Consider the following 24,085-nt stretch of genomic DNA (forward strand, 5'->3'; position numbering starts at 1 on the left):
CATAGCATATGCCTTCCCGTTATACGAGCCGTCTCGGGCTTGCGCCGCGCCCTCAAGCGGTTAGGGTCGCGCTATGAACAAGTCGCACCTGCTCGCCGGCCTTGCCGCATTCGCCCTTCTCTCCACCCCTGTCCTGGCCCAGAAAACGCCCGAGGCGATCGCCGAGGCGGCGCTCAAGAAGGCGCCGGTCTTCGACGGGCATAACGACGTGCCGTGGGAGCTGCGGGGCAGCGTCGGCAATGTGATCAACGATTTCGACTTCAACGACACCACCAGGCCCAAGCCCGACGGCAGCGTGATGCACACCGACATCCAGCGGCTGCGCAAGGGCCATGTCGGCGCGCAATTCTGGTCGGTCTATGTGCCGTCGAATACGAACGAGCAGCAGGCGGTGCAGCAGACGATCGAACAGATCGACGTCGCGAAGCGGCTGATCGCGCGCTATCCGAACGACCTCGGCTTCGCCCAGACCTCGGCCGAACTCAAAAGCCAGATGAAGGCGGGCAAGGTCGCGGGCATGCTCGGCGCCGAGGGCGGCCAGTCGATCGGCTCGTCGCTCGCGGTGCTGCGCCAGCTTTACGGCATGGGCGTGCGCTATATGACGCTGACCCACGGCAAGACCACGCCCTGGGCCGACAGCGCGACCGACGCGCCGCAGCACGACGGACTCACCGATTTCGGCAAGCAGGTCGTTCGTGAAATGAACCGCATCGGCATGATCGTCGACCTCAGCCATGTCAGCGAAGCGACGATGAAGGATGCGCTCGAGGTGTCGAAGGCGCCGGTGATGTTCAGCCATTCGGGGGTGCGCGCGGTCAACGACCACCCCCGCAACGTCCCCGATTCGGTGCTGCCCGCGGTCAAGGCGAACGGCGGCGTCGTGATGGTCGTGCTCTATGCGGCCTTCCTCGATCCCAAATTGCGTGAGCATGGCCTGTCGCGCACCGCCCAAAAGGCGCGGCTCGACGCGCAATATGTCGGCAACCCCGATGGCGCCGTCGCAGCGCTCAAGGCGTGGGACGCGGCGAATCCGCCGCCGCAGACGCCGATCGGTATCGCGGCCGACCATATCGATTATCTCAAGAAGACGATCGGCGTCGATCATATCGGTATCGGCGGCGACTATGACGGCATGGACGCGACCCCGGTCGGGCTGGAGGATGTCACCGGCTATCCGCGCCTGTTCGCCGAACTGGCGCGGCGCGGTTATACCCAGGCCGAGCTCGAGAAGATTTCGAGCGGCAACATGCTGCGCGTGCTGAAGGCGGTCGAGGCCTATGCGGCGAGCCAGAAGGGCCAGCCGCCGATCGAGACGCCCGTCGCGAAATAACGCCCCGTCGCCCCCGCGCAGGCGGGGGCCGCTGTCGGTTTACGCAGCGGTGCAAGACCAAGCCGATAGCGGCTCCCGCCTGCGCGGGGGCGACTGTCATTTCTTGGCGAACGGCCAGTCGGTCACCCCGCCCGCCCACAGCGCCCACCAGATGATCACCGGCTGCAGCGCGAGACGCGGGCCATGGTACCACCAGCTCAGCGTCTCGCCGCCGATCGCGACATGGGCGAACGCGTGGTGGAAATTCGCGGGCCAGACGCACAGCGCATAGAGAGCGAGGCCCCAGCCCGCCGCCTTGCGCACCTGCGGGATCATCAGCCCCGCCGCACCGGCGAGTTCGGCGACGCCGGTCGCGGCGACGACGTCGGCGGGAAAGGGCACCCAGGACGGGGTGATCGCCAGAAAAGGCGCGGGGGTCGCGAGGTGGCGATAGCCCGCATAGGCATAAGCGAGCGCGAGCAGCCAGCGCAGCGCGGTGCGGACCGGGCTTTCGGGCTTGCCTGGGCTCATGTTTTTTCGTCTAGTCGTGCCATGAAGATCATTCCTGCCCGCCTGCTGTTCGCGCCGCTCGCTGCCCTGCTGCTGCTCGGCGCCTCGCCGGGCAAGACGCCGACCCCGGGCTTTGCCGCCCCGGCCTTCACCCTCACCACCTTCGACAAGCGCAAGGTGACGCTGGCCGAGATGAAGGGCAAGGTCGTCGTGATCAACTATTGGGCGACCTGGTGCGCGCCGTGCAAGGCCGAAATGCCGATGATGCATCGCTATTTCAAAGCCAATCAGGCGCGCGGGCTCGAGATGTTCGGGGTGACGACCGAGGACAGCGTTCCCAAGGCGCAGCTGAAGAAGGTCAGCGACGTGCTCTCCTATCCGCTGTCGAACCGGATGACCGGCAATTATGGGTCGATCGATAATGCGGTGCCCTCGACCTATATCATCGATCGCAAGGGCATCGTCCGCCACGCCAAGAAGGGTGCTTACACCGACCGCGAGTTCAAGGCGGCGCTCGACCCGCTGTTGGCGGAAGCGCCCTAGGTTCCGCACCCCGTTCGTATCGAGCGAAGTCGAGATACGTTTGGCGGCTTATGCGGTCGCGTGTCTCGACTTCGCTCGACACGAGCGGAAAGAGAAGCTGATCCTTACCGTCCGATCGCCGCCAGCATCGCTTCGACGCTGGTGAATTTTTCGCGCGGGTTGCCGTCGAGCGCGGCGGCGACCTCGGCGGCTTCGATCTTGCGCCAGTCGCGAAAGGTGACCGGCACGACATCGCGGCTCGCGAGCAAGGCGTCGAGTCCCGCGCGTCCCGCCTTGCCGCCGCCGCGCCCGACATCCTCGATCACCATTTCGGCGATGCGGATACCGTCGGGCTTGTTGGTGCCGATCGTCCCCGACGGCCCGCGCCGCGCCCAGCCGACGCAATAAAGGCCCGGCAGGATCCGCCCGTCGGTGTTGGCGAAGCGTCCGCGACCATGCTCATAGGGCACGCCCGGGATCGGCGGGGTCTGGTACCCGATGCAGCTGACCACCAGCCCTGCTTCGATCGTGTAGGTTTCGCCGGTCGCGACCGAGCGCAGTTCGGCGTCGAGTTTGGTGCGTTCGACGACGACGCGCTGGACCTTGCCGTCCCCCTCGATCGCCACCGGCATCGCGAAGAAATCGAAATCGATCGTCACCGGCTTGGCGACGGGGTTGGCGCTGAAACTGCGCAAATGCGTCACCGACTTGCGCATGCCGGGTTCGAGCAGCGCATCGTCGCCCTCGGGCGGCAGGTCGGCGGGGTCGACGCGCGGGCTGGCGCGTTCGAGATGGCCGAGTTCGCCGAGTTCCTTGGGCGTCATCGCGATCTGGTGCGGCCCGCGGCGGCCGAGAATATGGATATGGCGCACCGCGCTGCCCGCCAGCGTCTCGCGGGCGTGGGCGACGATGTCGCTGCCCGCGAATTCACCCGGCGTCTTGGCGAGGATGCGCGCGACGTCCAATGCGACATTGCCGTTGCCGATCACCGCGACCCCGGCGGCGGTCAGCCGCGGGTCGAGGCCTGCGAAATCGGGATGGCCATTGTACCAGCCGACGAAGGCGGCGCTGCCGATCACCCCGGGCAGATCGGCACCCGGAATGTCGAGCGGCCGGTCGTTCGGCGCCCCGGTCGCGAGCACGACCGCGTCGTATAGCCCGACCAGCTCGTCGATCGTCACGTCGGTGCCGACCGAGACATGGCCGACGAAGCGGACATTGTCGGCGAGCGCGACGCCTTCGTAACGGCGCGACACTGCCTTGATCGACTGGTGGTCGGGGGCGACCCCGGTGCGGATCAGGCCATAGGGGACGGGCAGGCGGTCGATGACGTCGACGGCGATGTCCTCGGCTTTCTGCAAGGTTTCGGCGGTATAATAGCCGGCCGGACCCGAACCGACGATCGCGACATGACGCATTCAGCCCACTCCTTCGGGGTGTCCGCATGGGTCAGCGGCCCCCTTGTCTTGTTATGCGGCGATGCTAGCGGCGATTTGCGACAGGGCAAGGGGCAGCGATCAACAGGCCGCAACGGCCTTGACAGCGGGCATGCGGAATCATAATGCGCCCGCCTCTGCTGCCCTGTCGTCTAATGGTAAGACTGCGGTTTCTGATACCGCCTATCGAGGTTCGAATCCTCGCGGGGCATCCAGACTTTCTCGCTAAGAAATTGATTTAGCGGGATAATTTTGGAAGCCGGAAGGCTTCCTCCCTCATCTCCTCCCTCAGACAGCTTTGCCAACAATGGCGAAGAATAGCGGACAATCGGTCAGAATCTCTAACTTTTCACCGGGAATTCTGACCAACCTTGGCCCGCCGAGCGGCGGACGAGGATCCAGATGCTGTGAGAGCATTCGAGCGGCCGTTAGGGCCAACGGGCGCCCGTATTGGGGCCGCGCAATTCCCGCTGGCGGAGATCTTGGGCTGCGTACTCCAATTACATCCATATTCGGTTCCAGTTTTGGTTGCTGATCACGATCGATCTGTTGGAAATGAACGCCCGCCCGTACAGTCAACTTGGGCGAGTGACCGGGCTCCGTCACGTATGTCCAGGCAATAGCTAAAGGTGGCGGTGCGTGCTCCAGACGCGCGTTTCCTTTGCTCGGTCACTTTTTCAAAGAAGTCCGGCCGATAATAATTGGATTATAAAATGGATGGCATTTTCATGGACGCATAGCTTCGGATTGCGACTCATCTCGGTCGCATCTTGAAGAGAGGAAATGCCATGCAAAACGTCGAACATGAAGCTGGCCTCGTCGATCTCGGCGACGCACGCATCGAAACCCGGGGCGTCGATCCCGAGGGTCCGCTCGATTTCCAGACCGGACTGCGGAAGATCGGCGGCGGCATCCAGGCAGCCGACTGATCCGTCTGGCGTGCGGTTCCTTGTGGGCCGCACGCTACCGGATCGGCCCATTCCCATGAGTACCATCATCACCGATTTGGCGGCGAAGGACGCTCTTTCTCGCATCGAACGGTCTGAAGCGCGTGCATCGCTTCGCACGGGTCTGCGCATCCGCCCTCAATTGCGGGTACGCCTGATCGGCTCCCGCTATGTGTTCCTTGACCTGACCGCGAGCCGCTATTTTCTGCTCGAAGGGGTGGGGGCCGAGCGCTTTGCTTCTTTTTGCGATGAGACCGCAAATGACGACGACATCGGCTGGCTGCATGAGCGACGTATCATAGAGCTTGGGGCGCCGCTCGCGCCCCCGCCCCTCCCGTTCCCTCCTGCGTGCAGCGTTTTCGATGCGCCGCCACCGCGCGCGCGTCCGTGGCTTGTCGCTGAAGCGCTCGCCGAACAAAGCCTTGCGCGCCGCCGCGTGCGCCAAGAAACACTCGCTGAGTTGCTGAAACCTGCCGAGGCTTGCACATTCGATCCCGACGCCTGCCGTGCGATTGCCGCCGCCTGCCGCGCTGCCGCGCGCTACCGATCGGCTGCCGACCAGTGCCTCCCGAATGCGCTCGCAATGCGAAAAATGCTCGCGCGCCGCGGCATCGGCGCAGACCTGGTCATTGGCGTAATGCTGCCGTTCGCGGCGCATTGCTGGCTGCAGTCTGGCGACTTGGTGCTGAGCGACCCGTTCGGGAGTGTACAGAACTTCCACCCGTTGGTCGCCACATGAGCTTCTGGGTCCGGATCGAGATTGGGTCTCAAGGCCGGGCTCCGATCGACGAACGCGAGGGCGCCACTGGTTTTGCGGGTCGCTCCGCGCGCGTCTGGAGCGGAGTGCCGTTGATCTCGCTTGGGAGGCGCGGTTGCGTAGCAGGCTATCTTTTCCGTCGTGACCACCCCTGCGGCCGCATTCTCGTTCTAGACGAAGATGCGATCGCTAAGGCAATCGCGACGCGCGGCGCGTCTTTACTCACCGACTATTGGGGCGGCTATGTTGCGCTCGTCGAAAGCGAAAACGGCGATGTCCATGTGATGCGCGATCCATCAGGCCTGCTGCCCTGTTATGTCCGCCATGAACAGGACATCACTCGCCTCGCGAGCGACATGACCGAGCTTGCGAAACCAGGCGGGGCCACCGTCAATTTCAACGTTCTTGCGAAGTGGTTCGCGAGTATCGATGCCCTCGGCCGCCAAACCGGTATCGCCGGTATTGAGGAGCTTCTTCCTGGCGAGTGCCTGACAGTGACCGAAACAGGAACGCGCACCAGCCTTGCTTGGTCGCCGTGGGACCATTTTCCACGGCGTTACAGGAGCAGCTTCGCCGACAACGTCGGCGCTTTGCGCGCGGCCGTCAAAATGTCGGTGGGCGCATGGACGACCTGCTTTGACTCCATACTGCTCGGCGTCTCGGGCGGGGTCGACAGCAGCATCGTTGCAGCCGCTGCAATGCCGCGAACGCCGGGGCTTCGGCTCCTCACATTTGTCGAGGCCGGCACCGAAGGGGACGAGCGGCGCTATGCCGAGGCGCTCGCTTTCAAGCTGGGCGCATCGCTCGCCACAGCGAATTTCGAACTCGCGACGGTCGATATAATCAAACCGACATTGCCGCACTTTCCAGTCCCGCTCGCACTGCCGATCTTTCAGGCGATCGAGACCACTCACCGAGACGAGGAACGTTGCAAGCCGATTAGCGCCTTTTTTACTGGCAACGGCGGCGACAATGTCTTCTGCAACATGCACAGCGCTGCGCCTCTTGCCGACCGGCTGATTGCGCATGGCCCAACGCCAGGTGCGTGGCGCACGGCGCGGGACCTCACCGATCTCACTGGTTCGTCCATCGCCGAGGTTGCCCGCCGTGGCTGGCACCGGCTCCGCGATCGCCGAGAACCGCACCTTATCCGCTTCGACTTGATGGGCCTGACCTCGCGAGCCGCCATTGCCGCGATCGCCGAAGATGATCGCCATCCCTGGCTCGCGGCACCGCCTGGCGCGCTGCCAGGTCAAAAAGCCTATGTCGCAATGCAGGCTCGCGGACAGAAGAGCGTCGAGCTTTACCCGCGGCAGCGGCGCGCGCCACAGATCGCACCGCTTCTCTCGCAACCAATCGCCGAACTGTGCCTATCGATCCCGACCTGGCATTCCGTGCAGGGCGGCCGCGATCGCGCGGTGGCGCGAGCGGCCTTTGCGGTCGACCTCCCGCCGCTGATCGCAGACCGCCGGACGAAGGGAAGTCCGCAAGGGTTTCTGCGCCGTATCTTCGATGCACAACTGCCGGCGGCCCTGGACCTCTTACGCGGCGGGCGCCTTGTCGATGCCGGAATTGTCGATCCCCTCTTTATCGACCGCGCTGGCGAGGGAGTATGGCGTGACGATGGGCGCGATCTTCGCATCCTGACCTTTTGCGCCGCCGAAACATGGGTACGATGGTGGGAAGGTGGCGGTGCATCGCCTGACGGCACCGCCGCTGAATAGTCGCGCTAGCGGCAGCGATTCGGTAGCGCCGCCGCCATTGCATCCCACCTAGCATAGCGCTCCGCGAACGGAGACTCCCGATCGCGTTTGCCGAGCAACCAATAATCGAACCACGCGATATTTTCCTCCATCGCCGCCATGCGATTCGACGGGATGTGAAAGACATGGGTTTCGTCTGATGCCGCGCCCTCGCCCGGGAACAGACTAATCTGGGCCGGAACGCCGGCCTTACGAAGCGCGCGATAGAAGTCGATCGACGCGACATGAGGCGCCGCGATCTGTTGAAGTATCGCGCCGCAGGCCTTGCTCGCGCGAAGCGATGGCGACAGCGCGAGATAGTTGGGGAGCGCCTTCGGATCGTAAGGCAGCCCCGCGAAGATCGCGACATAATAGTCCGGCATATCGGCCGCCATCGCGGGCTCGAGAAAGCCGCCATCGCCACTAGATGCGGCGCGAAACACATGGGACTGGGTCATGGCCACGTTCACCAGCTGCGAACCGCGGCTATATCCCGCAATCCCGACACGCTCGCGATCGATAATGCCTTCGTCGGCCAGTTCAAAGACGGCATCCTCGAAGCTTGCAGCGCCCGTGAGCCAGAGCAGCTCCCGCATCCGCTCTGGCGGGAGCGTGGTTCCCTGAAGGCCCCACGCCTGCTCGGCCGCGCGAAGGTCGGCATTCAGCCGGCTGCTCGCCTCGTTGATGAGAAGCACGACGTAACCGCGCTCGGCGAGCGTCTGGACGGGATATTCCCATTGATTGTCCTGCAGCGCAAAGCGCTGGTCGGCATCATTGCCATGATTGACGACAATGGCGGGATAGCGCTGGCCTTTCACATAATCACGCGGCCAGACGACATAGCCAGTAACCTTGTGGCCGTAGCGATTGGTCCAGCTGCGCGGCGTGACCTGCAAGGGGGCAATCTTGTCATGCTCAGGCGATACCGAGGCGACGGTCCGTACCCGCCCCGACGCGATATCGACGGTGACGAGCGACGGCGGCAGCGTCTGCCCTTCGGCGAGGCACGCCGCGATTGCGAGCGTCGGGTTGAAGTCGCATTTCGTGAGACTGCCGTCGCCCCATATGGGCCGCACCCCCCGCCGGTCGATCACCCCGATTCCGAAGCGCGGATCGTCAAGTGCGCGAATGTTAACGACTGTCTGGTTTCCGTCGGGCGCCCACAGGCCGCCGAAGGCAGCGCCGTGGCCGATCGAGAACGGGAACCTGCCATAGCTGTGCCGTCGTCCGTCTTCGCCGATCTCGACGATTTCGCGCGTGTCGCCAAGGCCATCGGACGCCAATTGCCCACCGCGCGGCCCCTTCATCTGCCAATAGACATAGTCACGGGTCGATGCGATCGCGCGAGCGCGGCCTTCGACAAACGACCAGGCCATCGTCACGCGTCGTTCGATGCCTTCTCGGTCAACTTCCATGACGGGATATTGAACTTCTTCCCCCGTCCAGATGACATCGCCCTTCGACGCGATAGTCGACCGGTCGCTGCGCGGACGGCGCGCGATCAACGTGACCTTCCCGTCGGGAGCACGGAGATAAAGCGACGCGGTCGCCTGACCCAGTCGTCGCCGCAATCCGCGTTGTTCGCTCACCTTCTCATCGATCAGGATCTGGCGCTCGTCGCTTGCGGAGTCGAGCGTGATGAAGAAGAGCCGGCGCCCGTCAGGCGACCAGTTGTAGGCGCGCACCCCGACCGTCAGTGGCCCATGAGCATAACCTGGCAGTATCCGGTCTTCGACTTCGCCGAAACGCGCGGTGGCCGGATGGGTGACGATCGGCTCGATTGGACCTCCGGGCTCGATCCGGTAGAGCTGCACGCCATCGCCTCGGTCGATCAACGCGCTCCACGCAGCGCTCCCCGGAATGCGGCGCAGCTGGTCGATCCAGGGGGCGCGAAGCAACTCGCGACTTGCGCCGCTTTCGAGATCGACCAGCGTCAGCCGTGCGAGCGTCGTGTCGCTGACGGCATCAGCGACGCGCGTCACATAAGCGGCACTTTTGCCGTCGGCGGCGATCGCGATCGACCACAGCCGGGGCACAGTGAGCTGGTCGGCGAGCGTCCAGCGTCGCGCTGCCTCTCCATGAACCGCGGCCCTCAGGGCGGGCGTTCCATCGGCCTTTCCGACCATGGCGATGGCAGGCGCGGAAAGCAGAAAAGTGAGCGCTGACGTATAGCCGAGCGTGAGGTTCGCAGCCATGCTCACCACTCCTGACGCACGGTGAAGCCGAGGAAGCGTCCGGCTGGAGAATAGCTCGTCGTATCGTAGGGCGTATCGGCGGCTGAAGTCGTCACGATCGGCGCCGGTTTCGCATTCAAGAGGTTCAGCCCCGCGAGCGATACGCGCGTCCCACGCCCGACTTTGACCTCGCCGTTAAGATCGACGGTGGTAAGGCCGCGCACCGCCACCGCAGGCGACCGGCGCGCGTCGGTGATCGCTGCCGAATGGCTGACGAAAGCCGAGAGCGACAGGCGGTCGGTCGACCAGCTCGCACCGCCGCGTGCGCGGAAGCGCGCTGGGTGGAAGAGAGTTCCAGCGAGCCGAGTCACTAGCGCGTCGGGACGGAGTTGCTGGCGACTGCGCAGCAGGGTGCCCGCCGCGGTGAGCGTCAGGTCGCCGCCGCCGAGGGAAATCCGGTAGCGCAACGACAGGTCGGCACCGCGATAGCGCTGGCGAGCGATGTTGCGATCGCGCAGATCGAGAAAGGCGACAACGTTCGCCGGGTCATAGGCCGCTCCGCTCGCATTCTGGAATGGAGGCAAGGCGTCGTTGATGATCTCGCCCTGAAACGCCGCGGTCGGCGCGCGGATGATTGAGTCCGCGAAGATCGGATTGTCGAGGGCGCCAAGCGACGATGCGAACGGCGTTGCCACGCGGTCGCGATAATCGATGTCGAACCAGGCCGCGGTAATTTCCAGACCGTCCGCAGGCGTAATCTGCGCGCTCAGTGTCCAGTTCTCCGACCGCTCGGGACCGATCCGGCTGTCGGACCCGGCGGCATAGAGTACCGTCGCGCCGGCGGGGAGGCCGGCCCCGTACCGTGCTGCGGGCGCGAGAACGGCCGAGTAGCCGCTATATTGCTGCAATAGTGTGGGCATCTTGAAGGAGCGGCCCCACGAGACCCCGAGCCGAAGCATGCCGACCGGTTCCCACACCAGTCCGAGCTTGGGCGTGAGGATACCCTTGGAGTCCGAATAATCCTCGAAGCGCAGCGCGCCAGTGAGCGAAATTCGATGCAACCCCGCCAATTCCTGGGCCGGGGCCGCGATCGGCAGATGAATTTCACTATAAGCGAAGATCGCGTCGCGCCGCTTCACAAGATCGCCCACCGCGCCGCCTGTCTTTAGTTGATTGCGCCGAGCTCCGGCGCCGATCGCAAGCCGAATATCGCCTGCTGGAAGCGCGAACAGCGGCCCCTGAAACCCTCCCTCGACCGCGAGATTGCGGTTGAAGAAGCGCCGGTCGAAACTCGCGATCTCGGCGCCGCCCGCGAATAGCTTGGTCACCCCGGCAGTTCGATCCGTGCCGTAGAAGCCGCTGGTCTTGAAAGTCCAGTCGTCCCCCATTTCCACTTTGAGCGTCGGCGCAACACCGAAAATCTCCGAGCGAGTCGCCGCGTCAATCCCCGATGTGCGCGGATCGGCAGTGAGGGTGAATCCCGTTATCGCGTGGTTGCGGCTATTCTTGTACAGCATGTCTGCCGACAGCGTTACATTGGTGCCGAGCGCCTGGTGCCCGCTGATCAGTACGGAATGACGCCGTTGCGTGGGAAAGAGGGTGCTCGCCGGGTTCGCGGCGCCGGTATAGGAACGGTCCCCGGCAAAGATCGCGGTCGACCGGCTATAGTCATACGCGGCAATCACGCCGCCCGACCTCCAGCGCGTGCCACCGAGCAGACCATATTGTTGCTGGACGTTCCCGCCGTCGGTCGAGGCACCGACACGCGCCATCGCAGACGCACCGTCATAGTCGCGTTTCAGGATGATATTGACGACGCCTGCTACCGCGTCCGCGCCATAGATTGCCGATGCTCCGTCGGCGACGATTTCGACACGTTCAACCGCCGACACCGGGATTGCGCTGACGTCGATTACCGATGACACGCCGGTGTAGGCGAAGCGATTGCCGTTGAGCAACGTCAGCGTCGCGTTGGGACCAATCCCACGCAGGTTGAAAGTCGAGGCGCCGTTGACGTTGGCATTTTCATTGCCCGCGCCCTGTCCATTTCCGATGCCGGGATTCTGACCGCCCCCGAAGTTCTGCGGCAGGCTGCGCGCGACTTCGCCGAGATCGTTCTGGCCGGCTTTGCGAATATCTTCGGAGGTTATCCGAATGACCGGCGCGGCGGGAGCAACGCCGGCAATTCGGGAACCCGTCACGATGATGGGTTCGTCGTTCGAAGCAGCCAAGGGCGCCACTGCACTCCGCGAAATGATGACCGAGCCGGCTTCGAACCTCGCTGTGAGCCCGCTGTCCTTCAGCAGCGCGTCGATCGCTTCGCGCGTCGTCAGCTCGCCTTTAAGGGGCGGCGCTGTCTTTCCTTCAAGATCGCGCGACGAAGCATATAGTTCGACATTGGCGGTCTTGGCGGCGCTGCGCAGCGCGTCACCGAGATCCTGGGAGGGTATATCGTAGGACTGGCGCTGCTGTTGCATTGCCAGTGCCACCGCCGGCGAGAGACAGGCGGCACTTCCGATCAGTAGCGCTACCAGCGAACGGGACTTTTTCAACATTATCACTCCCCCATATTCTCGGCCGTGCTTCAGGCAGGCGGCCAGTGGGGGTGCGTTGACGGGGCGAAAGGGAGCCCCTTAGTCTTGCGGTGAAAAATTATCGGCGGCGCAGATGGATGGCGTCCGGCGAGCGTTCGACTCTGAGACCGAACAGATTTGCGATCCGTTCAACGAAGGCATCGGTCTCGCTAAGATGAAAACGGCCGGAAACCTCAAGCGCTGCGCTTGTCCCATCGTCGATCACGATCGGGATGACGGCATAGCGATTGGCCTCGGCAACCAGTCGGTCGAGCCTTATCGAACGATATTCCGCCCAGCCTTCGGGCCAGCTTGCGGGAATGCTAGACGCCTGCGCAACTTCGAGCTGCAACTTGCCATCACGCCGATAGGTCAGCGTCTTTCCCTGTGACAGCGCCGTCGCCGGGCCGACTTTCGCGTCTGCGCGCAGTGCGGCTTCGCCGCGCCGGAGGACCGCGCTGACCGTTCCTGCCTCGTCGAGGCTCAGATCGATCTCGGCATTGTTCGCGATTGTCGTGCCTCGCCCCGCGTCAATATGAAGCGGGATATCCTGTCTGGCGGCGGAAAGACGGACCCGGCCCTTGATCAGGCGGACGGTGCGGTCTCCGTCCCCGAATGCGACGTCCAGGCGGCTGTCGGTATCGAGCGTCGCGCTCGAGCCGTCGGCAAGCCGGAACGTGCGGATCTCGCCGCGCTGCGTAATCAGGGGTTCGGCGGCGCGCGCGATCGAGGCGCTGCCGGGCTGGCCGGGAAGGGAGGCGCCTCCAGCCCCGATTGCTACAATCAGGAGTGCGATTGCGGTCGCGGCAGCGCCCCACGGCAGCCAGCTGCGAACCCGGCCCCGCCGCGCTTCGGTATGGCCTGTTCCGTGGCGCTGTGATGTTTTGAGAACCGCCAAGGCCGCCATGCGGCGTTCGGCGCGGCGATAGGCTTCGCCATGATCGGCCGATGCGAGGAGCCATGCTTCAAACTCGCCGCGCAGCGCGCCGGCTTCCTCGCCGCGCATCTTGATCAGCCACGCCTGGGCCACCTCATCGACGGGATAGTCGCCGCCGCTTGTGCTGGTCATCGGCCGCCGTCCACCACCTTTGAAATTCGACCGAGCGCTTTCATCATATGATATTCTACCGTCGCGATGCTGATGCCAAGCAGCTCGTGTATCTCGCGATAACTGAGTTCGTCCACCCGGTGCATCAGGAAAATGCGCTGCGTTTTTGGCGGCATGGCGTCAACGGCGGCTTCGTACAATCGCAGCAAGTCCGCCGCTTCAAGGTTCCATTCCTGCGCCGCAGGCGTTGCCCCGTCGCACTCCTCGCGAAGCGGAAAGAAGGTCGCCCGCGCGGACTTCTGGCGCCGCGCGCGATCAATCAGGAGATTTTGGGCGATGCGGCGAAGAAACCCACCCGGGTTGACGAGCTGGTGGCGCTGTTCGCTGCCCGCTGCGCGCGCGAAGACTTCCTGAACGAGATCGGGGGCTTCCTCCGGTCCCGCTTTGCGGCGCAGAAAATGAAAAAGCGACGTCCGATGCGCTCGATACGCCGCGTCGAGATCATGCGCGCCTCCAGACCGCTCTTCGACTGAGAGTGGGCGATCGTCCGGATGCGCGTGGCACGCTGAAGACACCGAAAAAGGGTGGCGCGGCGGGGCGCGGTCGCCGCAGGTACAGGAAGACACGACACATAATCCCGGAGGCACGAGCAGGACCTTCCAGCCGCGGCCGGATATCTCGCTCCCAGTGCTGTGCCGCCGTTCGGTCGCTCGCGCGATCCATGGTCCGGTTGGGCCGCCGGTCCGTATGGGGACTGGCGCATATAATGCCTGGCGAAATATTCCGCGCAGGAGCTGCCAGCGATGCTCCTGCGCGGTGGAGTCATGTCAATTCTGGACGTCTGTGACAAGCTAAAGCGTCACCCGATGGCTGCTGATGCTCAGGGCTGGCGGCCTGGATGCCCGGCAAGCGTCCGGGCGTAGTTCGCCGCTTCATGCGCGCGCCGCTCGTGATAGCGGAGCATGAGATTGCGAACCTGCGCCTGCGGCTCGGCATCGGCGACGGCGATTGCGATCGCTTCGACCTCCGCTTCCACATCGGCGAGGATCGTCGCGTCGAATTGCCGCGATAGCTGAAGCCGGTCACCGATCGCGGCGATGCTCGCGACGATCTCGCTGTTCGATGAGCGTTCGGCAATGGCGAGGAACAGGATTTCGCCATCCCTTTTACGCCGTGGCTCTCCGGAAAGATACGTGTGGCGCCATTGTCTTTCGTGAACGGAGTGAGCGGCCACAGCACATTGACCAGATATTCCTGGGTGCCGTCCGCGCCGCGCCACATATCGTGGTCGCGGTGCGGAAACTGCCGTACCTCGCCGGGATGGATTTCGATCGCTTGGGTGAGATTCAGCTGGATCCGGTCGCAGCCGGTCCCGAGGATCGTTTCGACAGCGGAAAGGATGATCGGGTTAAGCACCAGATCGGCCATATGCGGCGACCTTTTGAGCAGGCTGCCGAACCGTTTCGTGCGGCGACCATAGAAATTGCCTTCACAAAAGGGCGTCGCAGCAAAGATGGGTTCGAGATCCCTCGCGAGCGCATGGACGCGCCCGATCGCCTCGTTGCGCATGATGCAGTAGCCTTTGTGGCGCAGCTCATCGACGAGCAGGCCAGGAAGATCGGCTTCGGTCAGATCCTTTTTCATAGCCCCGGCTCCCCGCTTTCCTCGAACTTGAGGACAAGCGGCGCGTAGGTGCCGGTGCGCTGCAACCCGGGGAGCGTGTCCTCGTCGACAGCTATGCTGAGGGCGAGTATCCGGCACGCGCCATCCCGGTGGACTGGACCCAGCGTGCGGCATGTCCAGCCGAATTTGCTGATCGTGTGATACCAGCCAGCTTCGGCGACGCCGACATATTCGCTTATGCCATGATGCAGCGCGTAGTCTGCGAGCGCGGTGACCAACTGGTTCCGCGCGTCGCGGTGCTCGGCCGGCGTTTGCGCGGGGTCGAGGCAGAAGCGGCTGATCTCCCACACGCCTTCGCCGGACGGGGGGCCGTCGGCGCAAAGCTGCGGATAGACATCGCCGAGAAGGTGCGGCGCCGTTGTCGGCAGCAGTCGCACCGAAGCCCGGTGGCGCAGATCATCGGGATCGAGCAGGATGAGGTAACGCGCGTCCGGCGTATCGAACTGGTCGAGCTCGAAGCGGCCATCGAGGGCGGGCAAATCCCATTGCAACTTGTCGATGAAGACCTGCTTTCGGGCCGCGAACATGGCGCGAAGGGATGCATTCCCGGGCGCGTCATGCGCCCGCGTGGATTGAGTGATCATGATGATTCCTTGGCTGTGGTGCCGGAATCAGACCATCAATCCCGCGGGACGACTATGCCCATTTCTGGGCAATCTTTGTGCGCTTTTCTGCTCCTCGTCAGAGCGGCCGCCACCAGTCGTAAACGTCCGAAAAGCCGATGACCCCGTCGAACAGGGCGCAGAGGATCAGCATTTGTCGACAAGGCACCGAATAGCGCTCGCGCGCGATCTTGAGATGACGGACCACGGTCTCTTCGCTGATGCCGAGGATGCCGGCGGTCTCTCCGGCGGTCTTGCCGCGGGCCGACCAGAGCACACATTCGCGCTGTCGCTCGGTCAGCACCGCTCTCCGGGTGTAGGAGCCTGTACCGATAAGCTGCCGCGCCGAGGCGAGCGCGACCGCGCCGACGATCTCGGCGGCATGGAGCATCTCGACAGGGATATTGCCATTGGGAGCAACCGCAAAGGAGCAGCTGCCCGTGGCTTCGCCCGGCAAGTGCCGCGGCACCGTGAATCCGTCGCCGATACCGCTCTCGCGGGCGACCTTTAGCAACTGGCGGTCGCCGAGGGAGAGCGGGATATATTGATCGACATCGCGCCATTGGAAACCCGTCATGGAGCGTTCGCCGGCGCGCCGGATCGGATCGGTGCCGCTGAGGTCAAAGCCGACATAGACATTCGCCCAGGCGTCGGGATAATTATGCACGAGCATCGATGCGGCTTCGTCGGCGCCGCGGCGATCGAAGGCGAGCGCGAAAAGATCAAACCCCATGCGCCTGGCGGCGTTCGACAAGGCGGCAAAGAGCCGCTCCTCCTTGTCGGCGCCTGATATATCGTGTGCGAGTTCCTCCGTCAGATCAAAATGCTTCACGTCGATTCATCGGCCGCCGGCACGGTCCCGACCCGTCCGCCCGCGATCCGCTCCATGGCTCATCGCTCCCGGTTCCTCTCCGGGAAACAATGAAGATGGACAAGCTGCGCGATGGTCCTCGCATTGCGGTGGGCCGCTGTTGTCACAGCCATTCCTGCAATGCCGATCGCATCTTCGGTGTAACAACAGGAAATGAGACGATAAAGCGGCTTGGTGTACCAATTGGACCCAGATTGACACCAATGGGCCACATTCTGGACCGGACCGCGACAGGCCTCGAAACGGGCCGACGCACATGGTTGATGATCGTCCCTTGGCCTTTTACCGACGACAAGGATCTTGCTTTGATTTCGCGATCATCAAACCGGCAGCCTTGCCCATGAATCGCGGACGGTTGCATGTGACAAACGCTCTAACTGAATTGCGATGAGTCAGAGGTTTTGTCACATCGCGAACGGAGCAACGGGGTCTGTCCTACATTGTCTGGCCATGGCATTGAGGGTCCAATGGATCGGGAACCGAAAGGGAAGTCGCGTGCGCTGGCGATCGAATTCTGGTTCGCCACCGCGCTGGTCGGCGGCTCCTTCCTTGCCGGACTCGTCGGCGCGATCCGGTCGCTGTTCGGCGGGTGACGCATTGCCGCACGATCCGGATTCTCAAAGGAGAGTGGCGGTATCCACGCTCTGGGCCTTGCGGCTGAACCAGGGCACGTCGGACCGCTCGACCTCCAGCCGGCTTGCCGGATATTGGGTAACGAGCTTCATCGCCTCCTCAGCCGATGCTTGCAGCCAGCTATCATGATCGGCGGCATGAAGGATGACCGGCATCCGGTCGTGAATGTCGAAAAGCTCCTCGGTCGCGTCGACCATCACCATCGTATAACAGTCGCCCCATTCGTCGGTGGGGCGCCACAATCCCGCACAGGCGGCGAGCGGCTGGTCGGCGACGCGGAGCCAGGTGCGCGTCATTTTGCCCTTCTCGCCTTCGGCCTCGGCGAAGGCCGTGATCGGGATGAGACAACGTTGCGCGGGATTGGTGAACCAGCTTCGCCAGAAGGTCATCAGCTTGTCGTCGCGGGCATTGTTGACGGGCTTGGGCTTGCTTGTCGGCTTCATATGCTTGAGCCGGACCGGGAAGCCCCAGGTCATCGATTGGAGGGCGCGCGTGCCCGCATCCTCGCGGACCACGAAGCCCTGTCCGCCGGGATAGACTTCTCCGGGCTGCGCATTGGTGAGCGGCCGCCGCGCGCCGAATGCCGAGGCCACTTCGGCGACCGAAGCCTTGAGGGTCACGAGATTGCACATGGCGGCGGTCCCCTTGGGCGGTGTCGGTCAGGCCGCGCCGAGCATTTCGTCGAAATTCTGCTGGATCGGCGGCATGATGCTGAAGCTATTCTTGGGGAAAGGTCGCAACATGTCCAGTGGTGGCCGCGCGCCCATCAGCCAGTCGAACCAGTCTTCGGGGCGCACGACAGCGACATGGCGATCCTTGTGCGGCGCCAGATCGTCATAGGCCGGGACGGTGAGCGCTGCGAAACTCTCTGGCCACAAGCGATGCGCCGGACGCCAGACCGCCGCGATGCAGAAGAAGGGCTCGTCGGTGATGAGGCTTGCAGCATAAACTGTCCTGCCGCGCTTCACGAGGCCGAACTCATTGGCGAGCAACAGGCAGGGCCGATCGATGATGGCGGTCTCGGATTTCAACAGCGGAATCTGGAACACTTCGGGATCGCGCGAAGGCAGACCCCAGAGCATCTCCTTCTCGCGCTCGCGTTGGCCATCCCACACCATCACGCGGTGGAGCTTGCCGATGCCGACAAGCGCGTCGTCCGTCTCGGTATCCATGAACTCAGTCCTCAGGCGCGAAAGCGGCTGAGCGCACGCTTCCATTCGCGCTCGTCCGGCATGGGCAGGGCAATGTCTTCGGGGCCGGGATCGACAAGCTCGATCCGCACCGGGCGAATACGCTTGCCGGTCCGGGCGCCGCAGCGGACGCACCAGAATTTCTGCCGCGCCTTGAAAAGATCGTCGTCCCACATCTTGCACTGGAAGCGCCACCAGATCCCATAAGGATTGAAGGTCGCACTATGGCCGCAGCGGCAGACCGGCTTGATCGCGCGGAACCACGCGGCCGCCTCGAAGATGTGCGTCGCGCGGGGCTGTCCGTCCTTTGTCCAGCCGCCCACGTCACAAGGATAGTCCGAGCTGATCGGGGCTGGCCGGCTCTGGGCCGGCCTTCACGCTCTCGCCGATCGCGCGCGCGAGCTCGAACGCCGCCTCGACGCGGATATGGCTGGTCGGCGCAGTGATGCCGACGCGGGCCCAGCCAGGAGCGGCAAGGATGGTCTCGGCGACTCGGGCGGTATCGATAGTGTCCATGCCCTATGAGAACATAGGAAGAACAATTTGACAAGTCTGGGGGCGTTTTAGGATCGGACAGCGCCAGCGCACGTCGGCCGTGCGGCGGCGGTGCCGCCGCACGAGAGGTCGAGGAGAGCCGGGAAACCGGGACGGACTGGGCGCGGCGAGAGAGGCTCGCCGCCGGTCCGCCGTGGAGACCTGAAATGCCCCAACATGCAGCACCCCACCACCAAGGCGGCGCGCGCGCGTCGCTTTATGAAGACATCACCAGCCGGATCATCGCGGAGCTCGAAGCCGGGCGCCTTCCCTGGGTGCAGCCATGGGATGCGGGCCAGGCCGCGGTCGGCCTTCCTTACAATGTCGTGAGCGACCGGCGCTACAGCGGTATCAACATCCTCACCCTCTGGCATGCGGTGCTCACTCGCGGCTTTCGCGGACATGGCTTCCTGACCTTTCGGCAGGCCGCGGCGCTTGGCGGTGCGGTCCGGCGCGGCGAGCGCGGTATCGGCGTCGTTTACACACGGCGAGCAGGAACCGACGCTTCGGAGCCGCGCAAAGACGGAAAGGGCGAGCCGAAGGGTGGCTTTTCCTTCCTGAAGCAGTTCACCGTCTTCTCGGTCGAACAATGCGACGGGCTGCCCGACACATATCATGCCTCCGCGCCGCCGATCCCCGAGGGCCTGATCCAGCCGCAGGCAGAGGCGCTGATCGCAGCCACCGGCGCGGACTTCCGGATCGGCGGGGCGTCGGCCTATTACAGCCCGCGCCACGATTTCGTCGCAGTGCCGCGCCCGGACGATTTTTACGAACCGATCAACTGGCACCGGACCGCGTTCCACGAACTTGGCCACTGGACGGGCCATGACAGCCGTCTGGATCGCGACCAGACCGGCAGCTTCGGCTCGAAGCTCTATGGCCATGAAGAACTCATCGCGGAAATGGCCGGCGCCTTCGTCTGCGCGGCGCTCGGCATCGCGCCGAGCGTGCGCCATGCAGATTATATCGGCTCCTGGCTCGAGATCATCCGCGAGGATCATCGCGCGATCCTGCGCGCTGCCAGTGCCGCCTCGAAGGCGGCCGACTATCTTCTCGCCTTCCGGTCCGAGGCGGCGGCTGATGCCGTCGCGTCGCGCACACGGCGAAGCGCCAATGACGACGCGCACATCGGGGGGATCGCGGCATGAAACTGCTCACCCCCGAAATCGCCGCTCGCCTCGCGGCCAACGCCCGTGCGCGGCTTGATGCGCTTGAGTGCGGCACGCGCGAGCCCGATCCAAAACCCGTGGTGCGTTTCTTCAATCCGGTCGGCGCCGCAACCTGGCTCGCGACCGAGATCGACACGGACGGCATATTGTTCGGCCTCGCCGATCTGGGGTTCGGCTGTCCGGAATCGGGCAGCTTCTCAGCTGCCGAACTCGAGGCGGTGCGGCTCCCATATGGTCTCGGCATCGAGCGCGATCTCCATTTCGAAGCGACGCATCCGCTCTCGGTCTATGCCGAAGCCGCCCGCACCGCGGGTTCGATCATCGTCGGCGAGCGGCGCCTCCGCGCGGCGGCGCGCCGGCTTTCCGGGCGCGGCTGATGGCGCGCGCCTTGTCCGGGGCCGCCGGTGGCGGCCCCATAAGAGGAAGAGGGACGCCGGGGCTTCAGGACGGGCTGGTGAGCCGGGAGAATGTCTCGCGGCGGTCCGTCATGGAGAAGGATGATGGACGAAGAGACACCTGCTGCAACACCCGCGATCGCGCCGGATTTCGCCGATATCTTGCGCCGGCACAGCGCCCATGAAGCGCGCGTCGCCGAACTGTTTCCCGCCAACAAGGCCGCGGTGCTGAAGGCGCTCGGCGAGCAGGGCATCGCCAAAGTGCTGGTTCGCTTCGACGGGGCTGGCGATAGCGGTCAGATCGAGGAGGTCATAGCCTTTGGCGACGATGGCACCGAACGCCCGATCCCGGACGCCGCCGTCGCGTTGCAGAAAATCGCCTTCGGTGACGATGCGCCCCAGACCGTCGCGGAGACGCTGGACGAGGCGATCGACAACCTTGCCTATGCGCTGCTGCAGTCCAGCCATGGCGGCTGGGAGAATAATGAGGGCGCCTATGGCGACTTCACCTTCGACGTCGCGGCCGGTCTCATCACGCTCGAATATAATGAGCGATACGAGACGAGCGAACTCTTCAGCCATGTATATTGACGGAGGATCTGATGGGACATTGTTATCACCACGCGCTGTCCAGCGTGAAGAAATGGGGCGGCTGCCCGGAAGATTTTCAGCCGTTGCACCAATGGTTCGACGAGCCTTCCAAGCTGATCACCGCCGATTTCCGGCACCGCGCGCTTCGCCATCATGCCGAGGGCATCTTCATGCTCGAGCGCTTCTTCGGTCCTGCCATCATGATTTCAACCGGGCGCGCCGTGCCGGTTCGGCTGATTGGCGAACAGCATGTGCGCGAGGATCTCGGCTTCATTCCGAGCTTTGCCGATTGGGTCCGGTGCATCCGGCCTGAACCGTGGATGGGCCGGGCGCAGCCCATTCATGCGGCCGTCGATCCTTTCGCGATCGCGGCTTGAATCACCCAGGCTCCGCTAACCGGCGAGGCGCGGCTATCTCCGCATCGAGGAAGAGGGCCGCGCCTCGGCCATGACGGGTTTCAAGAGCCGGGAGAGTGTCTCGCGGCGGCCCGTCATGGAGAATGGCCATGGCCAGAGCAAAGCAGAAGATCGTCCTCAGCCCGTCGCGCGACATTCCGTTCGACCAACTGATCCTGTCCCAGTCCAATGTCCGGCGCGTGAAAGCCGGCGTGTCGATCGGCGAGCTTGCCGACGACATCGCCCGCCGCACCCTGCTGCAGAGCCTCAATGTGCGGCCGCACATCGGCGACGATGGCGAGGCAACCGGCAAGTTCGAAATTCCTGCCGGCGGTCGGCGCTACCGCGCGCTCGAACTGCTCGTGAAGCAGAAGCGCCTCGCGAAGGACGCGCCGGTGCCTTGCATCATCCAGTCGGCGACCGGCATCCTCGCCGAAGAGGACAGCTACGCCGAAAATGCCGTGCGCGAAAATCTGCACCCGCTCGACCAGTTCCGCGCCATGCAGGCGATGGTCGACAAAGGCAATGAGGTCGAAGCGATCGCGGCGCATTTCATGACCACGCCCGCGGTGGTGCGCCAGCGCCTTAAGCTCGCCTCGGTGTCGCCCGCACTGCACGACCTCTATGCCGCGGACGACATGACTCTCGACCAACTAATGGCCTTCACGGTGTCGGACGACAACTGGTCGAAGGAACTCAACCAATGACGACGCCTCATTCCCTCCCGATCATGCTCGGGGTTACCCTTGCCCTGCTCGCAGCACCCGCGGCGGCAAGCGATCCGGCCGATCCCCGCCAGCGCGTCGGTCGCGCCAACGCCGAGGCGCGGGTCCAGCCCGATCGCCAAGGCTATCGAAATGCCATCCAGCAATATGCATGGTCAGAAGGCGCGCTCTTCCAAGTCTATGCCGCGCCCGGGCAGGTCACCGATATCGTGCTGCAGGAAGGCGAACAACTAGTCGGTCCCGGTCCGGTCGCCTCGGGCGACACGGTGCGCTGGATTATCGGCGACACGGTGAGCGGTGCGGGCGCGCGGCGCCGCGTCCATATCCTGGTGAAGCCAACCCGTTCGGACATCATGACCAACATGATCATCAACACCGACCGTCGCACCTATCATGTCGAACTGCGCGCGACCGCCGCATCCTATATGGCATCGGTCTCCTGGACCTATCCTGCCGACGAGCTCATCGCCTTGCAAGTCGCCGAAGCCGAGGCAGCGCGCGCCGCGCCCGTCGCCGGGGCGATCGATCTCGCGGCGCTCAATTTCCGCTACCGGATTGCGGGCGATAAGGTCGATTGGCGCCCGGTGCGCGCCTTCGACGACACGCGCCAGCTCTTCATCGAGTTCGGCGCGGATATCGCCACGGGCGACATGCCGCCGCTGTTCGTCCTCGGCGGCAGCGGCGAGGCTGAACTCGTCAACTACCGGGTGCAGGGGCGCTATATGATCGTCGATCGCCTCTTCGAGCGCGGCGAGCTTCGCCTGGGCGCCGGGAAACAGGCGCGGACCGTCCGGATCGAGCGCGAGACGCCGCGCCGCCGGGGCCGGTCATGACCGAGCGCGAGGACCAGGCCATGCCGCTCGCCGAGGCGCCGGGTGTGGACGATCGCGCCGCGCAGCCACTCGACGCCGACGCCTTCCGTCTGCGCGGCGACCCTCCGCGGGTCATGCGCCTGTCGCGCAAGACGCTGGCGACCATCGGTGCTGCCGGGGGGATCGCGATCGGCGGCGCCCTGCTCTGGGCGCTGCAACCTTCGGCACCCAAGTCGTCCAAGAATCTCTATTCGGCCGACACGGCGAACCGCGCCGAGGTCGTGACGGGCGCGCCCGCGGATTATGGCAAGGTGCCGAAACTGGGACCGCCGCTTCCCGGCGACCTCGGCCGACCGATCGTCGCGGCGCAGCGCGATGGCGAAACCGTCCCGGCGCCGCCGATGGGCAGTCCGTCGACTGGCACACGCTCACCGGCCGACGAGGCGCGCGACCGGGCGCGGCAGGAGCGTGAAGCCGCCACCACCAGTCGTCTCTTTCTCGGCGGAGGGTCCGCGGCTGCAGGCATGGCCGAGGCGCTGCGCGGATCGATCGAGCCTGCCGTGGCCGCACCGGCGCCGGTAGCCGGTGAGCGGAGCCCGGTCGCGGCGCGCCGTGCCTTTCTCGAAGGCGGCGCCGGCAAACCGAACGAAAGTCCCGAACGCATTGGCGGACCCAGCTCGCCCTACATCCTCCAGAGCGGGAGCGTCATCCCGGCGGCGCTGATCACCGGCATCCGCTCCGACTTGCCCGGGCAGGTCACCGCGCAGGTGACGCAAAATGTCTATGACAGTCCGACCGGCCGGATCCTGCTCATTCCGCAGGGGGCGCGGCTCGTCGGCGACTATGACAGCGAAATCGCCGCAGGGCAGGAACGCGTGCTGCTTGCCTGGGACCGGTTGATTCTGCCCGGCGGCCGGTCGATCCGGCTCGATCGCCAGCCCGGCACCGATGCACGCGGCATGGCGGGGCTTGCCGATCGCACCGACCATCATTGGGGATCGATGCTGCGTGCGGCGCTTGTCTCGACCTTGCTCGGGGCCGGTGCCGAGCTTGGCTCGGACGGCGATGACGCGATCGTCAGGGCGATTCGCGACGGGTCGCAGGATACGGTCAACCAGTCGGGACGGCGGCTCGTCGAGCGCCAGATGAACATCCCGCCGACCCTGACGATCCGTCCCGGCTTCGCGCTGCGCGTCCTGGTGACGCGCGATTTGATCCTCGAGCCCGAGGAAGCAGCGCGATGAGCAAGCTCAGACTCGGGCCAATCGCCGACGACAAGCCGGTGAAGCTTGCCATCGAATTGCCCGGTGCGCTGCACCGCGAACTGATCGCCTATGCCGAGGTTCATGCGAAGGCCACCGGTCTCGCCGAACCCATGCCGCCGGAGAAGATTGCCGTGCCGATGATCGAGCGGTTCATCGCGAGCGACCGGGGCTTTGCGACCGCGCGCCGCCGGCGATGACATTT

27 protein-coding genes, 1 tRNA gene and 1 pseudogene are annotated in these 24,085 nt (G+C 64.6%); 16 read left to right on the forward strand and 13 right to left on the reverse strand.

From position 1 onward, the window contains the following. Nucleotides 1–73: 73 nt before the first annotated feature. Nucleotides 74–1,330, forward strand: a complete 1,257-nt coding sequence (locus EEB18_RS12030; RefSeq protein ID WP_187139587.1) for a dipeptidase — start codon at nucleotides 74–76, stop codon at nucleotides 1,328–1,330. 96 nt (nucleotides 1,331–1,426) lie between these two features. On the opposite strand, the gene EEB18_RS12035 is transcribed toward EEB18_RS12030, so the two are convergent. Further along, nucleotides 1,427–1,840 (reverse strand): DoxX family protein, encoded by a 414-nt coding sequence (locus EEB18_RS12035; protein WP_187139586.1) that lies wholly within the window; start codon nucleotides 1,838–1,840, stop codon nucleotides 1,427–1,429. A 21-nt stretch (nucleotides 1,841–1,861) separates the two neighbouring features. Here EEB18_RS12035 and EEB18_RS12040 point away from each other — a divergent pair, with 21 nt between their 5' ends. Then, nucleotides 1,862–2,362, forward strand: a complete 501-nt coding sequence (locus tag EEB18_RS12040; RefSeq protein WP_187139585.1) for a TlpA family protein disulfide reductase — start codon at nucleotides 1,862–1,864, stop codon at nucleotides 2,360–2,362. Nucleotides 2,363–2,466: 104 nt separating this feature from the next. Here the strand turns inward: EEB18_RS12040 and EEB18_RS12045 are convergent, their stop codons facing one another. Next, nucleotides 2,467–3,759: an FAD-dependent oxidoreductase gene (locus tag EEB18_RS12045; protein WP_187139584.1), complete on the reverse strand. Its 1,293-nt coding sequence runs from the start codon at nucleotides 3,757–3,759 to the stop codon at nucleotides 2,467–2,469. Between the two features lie 159 nt (nucleotides 3,760–3,918). On the opposite strand from EEB18_RS12045, the gene EEB18_RS12050 reads away from it, so the two are divergent. The 4 genes from EEB18_RS12050 to EEB18_RS12065 all read left to right on the forward strand — a co-directional run bounded on the left by EEB18_RS12050 (nucleotide 3,919) and on the right by EEB18_RS12065 (nucleotide 7,205). After that, nucleotides 3,919–3,992, forward strand: a tRNA-Gln gene (locus tag EEB18_RS12050). Between the two features lie 573 nt (nucleotides 3,993–4,565). Further along, the gene (locus EEB18_RS12055) at nucleotides 4,566–4,706 is read left to right on the forward strand and encodes a hypothetical protein (RefSeq protein WP_187139583.1); all 141 of its coding nucleotides are present in this window, start codon (nucleotides 4,566–4,568) and stop codon (nucleotides 4,704–4,706) included. A 55-nt stretch (nucleotides 4,707–4,761) separates the two neighbouring features. Beyond that, nucleotides 4,762–5,463, forward strand: a complete 702-nt coding sequence (locus tag EEB18_RS12060; protein WP_187139582.1) for a lasso peptide biosynthesis B2 protein — start codon at nucleotides 4,762–4,764, stop codon at nucleotides 5,461–5,463. Beyond that, entirely contained in the window at nucleotides 5,460–7,205 is a 1,746-nt protein-coding gene (locus EEB18_RS12065) for an asparagine synthetase B family protein (RefSeq protein ID WP_187139581.1), read from the forward strand. The genes EEB18_RS12060 and EEB18_RS12065 overlap by 4 nt, the downstream gene beginning before the upstream one ends. Before the next feature lie 5 nt (nucleotides 7,206–7,210). Here EEB18_RS12065 and EEB18_RS12070 read toward each other — a convergent pair whose 3' ends face one another. Further along, nucleotides 7,211–8,908: a prolyl oligopeptidase family serine peptidase gene (locus EEB18_RS12070; RefSeq protein ID WP_187668994.1), complete on the reverse strand. Its 1,698-nt coding sequence runs from the start codon at nucleotides 8,906–8,908 to the stop codon at nucleotides 7,211–7,213. A gap of 18 nt (nucleotides 8,909–8,926) precedes the next feature. On the opposite strand from EEB18_RS12070, the gene EEB18_RS12075 reads away from it, so the two are divergent. Next, nucleotides 8,927–9,388, forward strand: a complete 462-nt coding sequence (locus tag EEB18_RS12075; RefSeq protein ID WP_187668995.1) for a hypothetical protein — start codon at nucleotides 8,927–8,929, stop codon at nucleotides 9,386–9,388. A 32-nt stretch (nucleotides 9,389–9,420) separates the two neighbouring features. Here the strand turns inward: EEB18_RS12075 and EEB18_RS12080 are convergent, their stop codons facing one another. The 6 genes from EEB18_RS12080 to EEB18_RS12105 form a co-directional block, all read right to left on the reverse strand. Further along, complete coding sequence (locus EEB18_RS12080; RefSeq protein ID WP_187139579.1) at nucleotides 9,421–11,952, reverse strand: TonB-dependent receptor; 2,532 nt, start codon at nucleotides 11,950–11,952, stop codon at nucleotides 9,421–9,423. Nucleotides 11,953–12,049: 97 nt separating this feature from the next. Continuing rightward, the gene (locus EEB18_RS12085) at nucleotides 12,050–13,039 is read right to left on the reverse strand and encodes a FecR family protein (RefSeq protein ID WP_187139578.1); all 990 of its coding nucleotides are present in this window, start codon (nucleotides 13,037–13,039) and stop codon (nucleotides 12,050–12,052) included. Then, on the reverse strand, nucleotides 13,036–13,665 hold the full coding sequence (locus EEB18_RS12090) for an RNA polymerase sigma factor (RefSeq protein ID WP_316248971.1): 630 nt from the start codon (nucleotides 13,663–13,665) through the stop codon (nucleotides 13,036–13,038). The genes EEB18_RS12085 and EEB18_RS12090 overlap by 4 nt, the downstream gene beginning before the upstream one ends. A gap of 175 nt (nucleotides 13,666–13,840) precedes the next feature. Further along, complete coding sequence (locus tag EEB18_RS22735) at nucleotides 13,841–14,662, reverse strand: phytanoyl-CoA dioxygenase family protein (RefSeq protein WP_262407912.1); 822 nt, start codon at nucleotides 14,660–14,662, stop codon at nucleotides 13,841–13,843. Beyond that, complete coding sequence (locus tag EEB18_RS12100) at nucleotides 14,659–15,285, reverse strand: acyl-homoserine-lactone synthase (protein WP_187139577.1); 627 nt, start codon at nucleotides 15,283–15,285, stop codon at nucleotides 14,659–14,661. The genes EEB18_RS22735 and EEB18_RS12100 overlap by 4 nt, the downstream gene beginning before the upstream one ends. Nucleotides 15,286–15,382: 97 nt before the next feature. Beyond that, nucleotides 15,383–16,135, reverse strand: a complete 753-nt coding sequence (locus tag EEB18_RS12105) for a LuxR family transcriptional regulator (protein WP_262407913.1) — start codon at nucleotides 16,133–16,135, stop codon at nucleotides 15,383–15,385. A 506-nt stretch (nucleotides 16,136–16,641) separates the two neighbouring features. On the opposite strand from EEB18_RS12105, the gene EEB18_RS22740 reads away from it, so the two are divergent. After that, nucleotides 16,642–16,767 carry a hypothetical protein gene (locus tag EEB18_RS22740; RefSeq protein WP_262407914.1) on the forward strand — a complete coding sequence of 42 codons (126 nt, stop codon included), beginning with the start codon at nucleotides 16,642–16,644 and terminating at the stop codon, nucleotides 16,765–16,767. 24 nt (nucleotides 16,768–16,791) lie between these two features. Here the strand turns inward: EEB18_RS22740 and EEB18_RS12110 are convergent, their stop codons facing one another. Genes EEB18_RS12110 through EEB18_RS12125 form a run of 4 tightly spaced genes read right to left on the reverse strand, consistent with a single transcriptional unit; the run spans nucleotide 16,792 to nucleotide 18,513 of the window. Then, nucleotides 16,792–17,439, reverse strand: coding sequence for an SOS response-associated peptidase (locus EEB18_RS12110; protein ID WP_187139576.1), 648 nt, complete (start codon nucleotides 17,437–17,439; stop codon nucleotides 16,792–16,794). 27 nt (nucleotides 17,440–17,466) lie between these two features. Continuing rightward, a complete protein-coding gene (locus tag EEB18_RS12115) occupies nucleotides 17,467–17,979 on the reverse strand; it encodes a hypothetical protein (protein WP_187139575.1) in 513 nt (170 codons plus the stop codon). An 11-nt stretch (nucleotides 17,980–17,990) separates the two neighbouring features. Beyond that, entirely contained in the window at nucleotides 17,991–18,320 is a 330-nt protein-coding gene (locus tag EEB18_RS12120; protein WP_187139574.1) for a hypothetical protein, read from the reverse strand. 1 nt (nucleotide 18,321) lies between these two features. Continuing rightward, nucleotides 18,322–18,513, reverse strand: a complete 192-nt coding sequence (locus EEB18_RS12125; RefSeq protein ID WP_187139573.1) for a DUF6771 family protein — start codon at nucleotides 18,511–18,513, stop codon at nucleotides 18,322–18,324. Nucleotides 18,514–18,698: 185 nt separating this feature from the next. Here EEB18_RS12125 and EEB18_RS12130 point away from each other — a divergent pair, with 185 nt between their 5' ends. From EEB18_RS12130 to EEB18_RS12165, 8 genes and pseudogenes are all read left to right on the forward strand, one after another. Further along, nucleotides 18,699–19,679 carry an ArdC family protein gene (locus EEB18_RS12130; RefSeq protein WP_187139572.1) on the forward strand — a complete coding sequence of 327 codons (981 nt, stop codon included), beginning with the start codon at nucleotides 18,699–18,701 and terminating at the stop codon, nucleotides 19,677–19,679. Then, on the forward strand, nucleotides 19,676–20,077 hold the full coding sequence (locus EEB18_RS12135) for a DUF2958 domain-containing protein (RefSeq protein ID WP_187139571.1): 402 nt from the start codon (nucleotides 19,676–19,678) through the stop codon (nucleotides 20,075–20,077). The genes EEB18_RS12130 and EEB18_RS12135 overlap by 4 nt, the downstream gene beginning before the upstream one ends. 123 nt (nucleotides 20,078–20,200) lie before the next feature. After that, nucleotides 20,201–20,686, forward strand: a complete 486-nt coding sequence (locus tag EEB18_RS12140; protein WP_187139570.1) for a DUF6878 family protein — start codon at nucleotides 20,201–20,203, stop codon at nucleotides 20,684–20,686. A gap of 11 nt (nucleotides 20,687–20,697) precedes the next feature. Continuing rightward, nucleotides 20,698–21,063, forward strand: a complete 366-nt coding sequence (locus EEB18_RS12145) for a DUF6915 family protein (RefSeq protein ID WP_187139569.1) — start codon at nucleotides 20,698–20,700, stop codon at nucleotides 21,061–21,063. A gap of 128 nt (nucleotides 21,064–21,191) precedes the next feature. After that, nucleotides 21,192–21,776, forward strand: a pseudogene (locus tag EEB18_RS12150) (ParB/RepB/Spo0J family partition protein); the annotation flags it as partial. A gap of 35 nt (nucleotides 21,777–21,811) precedes the next feature. Beyond that, a complete protein-coding gene (gene trbG / locus EEB18_RS12155) occupies nucleotides 21,812–22,639 on the forward strand; it encodes a P-type conjugative transfer protein TrbG (RefSeq protein ID WP_262408240.1) in 828 nt (275 codons plus the stop codon). After that, nucleotides 22,636–23,862 carry a TrbI/VirB10 family protein gene (locus EEB18_RS12160; RefSeq protein ID WP_187139566.1) on the forward strand — a complete coding sequence of 409 codons (1,227 nt, stop codon included), beginning with the start codon at nucleotides 22,636–22,638 and terminating at the stop codon, nucleotides 23,860–23,862. Before trbG ends, EEB18_RS12160 begins: the two co-directional genes overlap by 4 nt. Continuing rightward, a complete protein-coding gene (locus EEB18_RS12165) occupies nucleotides 23,859–24,080 on the forward strand; it encodes a DUF2274 domain-containing protein (protein WP_187139565.1) in 222 nt (73 codons plus the stop codon). The genes EEB18_RS12160 and EEB18_RS12165 overlap by 4 nt, the downstream gene beginning before the upstream one ends. The last annotated feature ends 5 nt before the right edge of the window (nucleotides 24,081–24,085 follow it).

The organism is Sphingopyxis sp. OPL5 (genome assembly GCF_003797775.2).
Taxonomy (GTDB): Bacteria; Pseudomonadota; Alphaproteobacteria; order Sphingomonadales; family Sphingomonadaceae; genus Sphingopyxis.

Bases quoted from the DNA above. Each gene is read 5' to 3' on its own strand.
- EEB18_RS22735 (WP_262407912.1), bottom strand. From the start codon at position 14,662: ATGAAAAAGGATCTGACCGAAGCCGATCTTCCTGGCCTGCTCGTCGAT.
- EEB18_RS12035 (WP_187139586.1), bottom strand. From the start codon at position 1,840: ATGAGCCCAGGCAAGCCCGAAAGCCCGGTCCGCACCGCGCTGCGCTGG.
- EEB18_RS12145 (WP_187139569.1), top strand. From the start codon at position 20,698: ATGGGACATTGTTATCACCACGCGCTGTCCAGCGTGAAGAAATGGGGC.
- EEB18_RS12030 (WP_187139587.1), top strand. From the start codon at position 74: ATGAACAAGTCGCACCTGCTCGCCGGCCTTGCCGCATTCGCCCTTCTC.
- EEB18_RS12060 (WP_187139582.1), top strand. From the start codon at position 4,762: ATGAGTACCATCATCACCGATTTGGCGGCGAAGGACGCTCTTTCTCGC.
- EEB18_RS12100 (WP_187139577.1), bottom strand. From the start codon at position 15,285: ATGATCACTCAATCCACGCGGGCGCATGACGCGCCCGGGAATGCATCC.
- trbG (WP_262408240.1), top strand. From the start codon at position 21,812: ATGCTCGGGGTTACCCTTGCCCTGCTCGCAGCACCCGCGGCGGCAAGC.
- EEB18_RS22740 (WP_262407914.1), top strand. From the start codon at position 16,642: ATGGATCGGGAACCGAAAGGGAAGTCGCGTGCGCTGGCGATCGAATTC.
- EEB18_RS12125 (WP_187139573.1), bottom strand. From the start codon at position 18,513: ATGGACACTATCGATACCGCCCGAGTCGCCGAGACCATCCTTGCCGCT.
- EEB18_RS12135 (WP_187139571.1), top strand. From the start codon at position 19,676: ATGAAACTGCTCACCCCCGAAATCGCCGCTCGCCTCGCGGCCAACGCC.
- EEB18_RS12165 (WP_187139565.1), top strand. From the start codon at position 23,859: ATGAGCAAGCTCAGACTCGGGCCAATCGCCGACGACAAGCCGGTGAAG.
- EEB18_RS12040 (WP_187139585.1), top strand. From the start codon at position 1,862: ATGAAGATCATTCCTGCCCGCCTGCTGTTCGCGCCGCTCGCTGCCCTG.
- EEB18_RS12045 (WP_187139584.1), bottom strand. From the start codon at position 3,759: ATGCGTCATGTCGCGATCGTCGGTTCGGGTCCGGCCGGCTATTATACC.
- EEB18_RS12130 (WP_187139572.1), top strand. From the start codon at position 18,699: ATGCCCCAACATGCAGCACCCCACCACCAAGGCGGCGCGCGCGCGTCG.
- EEB18_RS12140 (WP_187139570.1), top strand. From the start codon at position 20,201: ATGGACGAAGAGACACCTGCTGCAACACCCGCGATCGCGCCGGATTTC.
- EEB18_RS12075 (WP_187668995.1), top strand. From the start codon at position 8,927: ATGAGCATAACCTGGCAGTATCCGGTCTTCGACTTCGCCGAAACGCGC.
- EEB18_RS12080 (WP_187139579.1), bottom strand. From the start codon at position 11,952: ATGTTGAAAAAGTCCCGTTCGCTGGTAGCGCTACTGATCGGAAGTGCC.
- EEB18_RS12110 (WP_187139576.1), bottom strand. From the start codon at position 17,439: ATGTGCAATCTCGTGACCCTCAAGGCTTCGGTCGCCGAAGTGGCCTCG.
- EEB18_RS12055 (WP_187139583.1), top strand. From the start codon at position 4,566: ATGCAAAACGTCGAACATGAAGCTGGCCTCGTCGATCTCGGCGACGCA.
- EEB18_RS12065 (WP_187139581.1), top strand. From the start codon at position 5,460: ATGAGCTTCTGGGTCCGGATCGAGATTGGGTCTCAAGGCCGGGCTCCG.
- EEB18_RS12115 (WP_187139575.1), bottom strand. From the start codon at position 17,979: ATGGATACCGAGACGGACGACGCGCTTGTCGGCATCGGCAAGCTCCAC.
- EEB18_RS12160 (WP_187139566.1), top strand. From the start codon at position 22,636: ATGACCGAGCGCGAGGACCAGGCCATGCCGCTCGCCGAGGCGCCGGGT.
- EEB18_RS12085 (WP_187139578.1), bottom strand. From the start codon at position 13,039: ATGACCAGCACAAGCGGCGGCGACTATCCCGTCGATGAGGTGGCCCAG.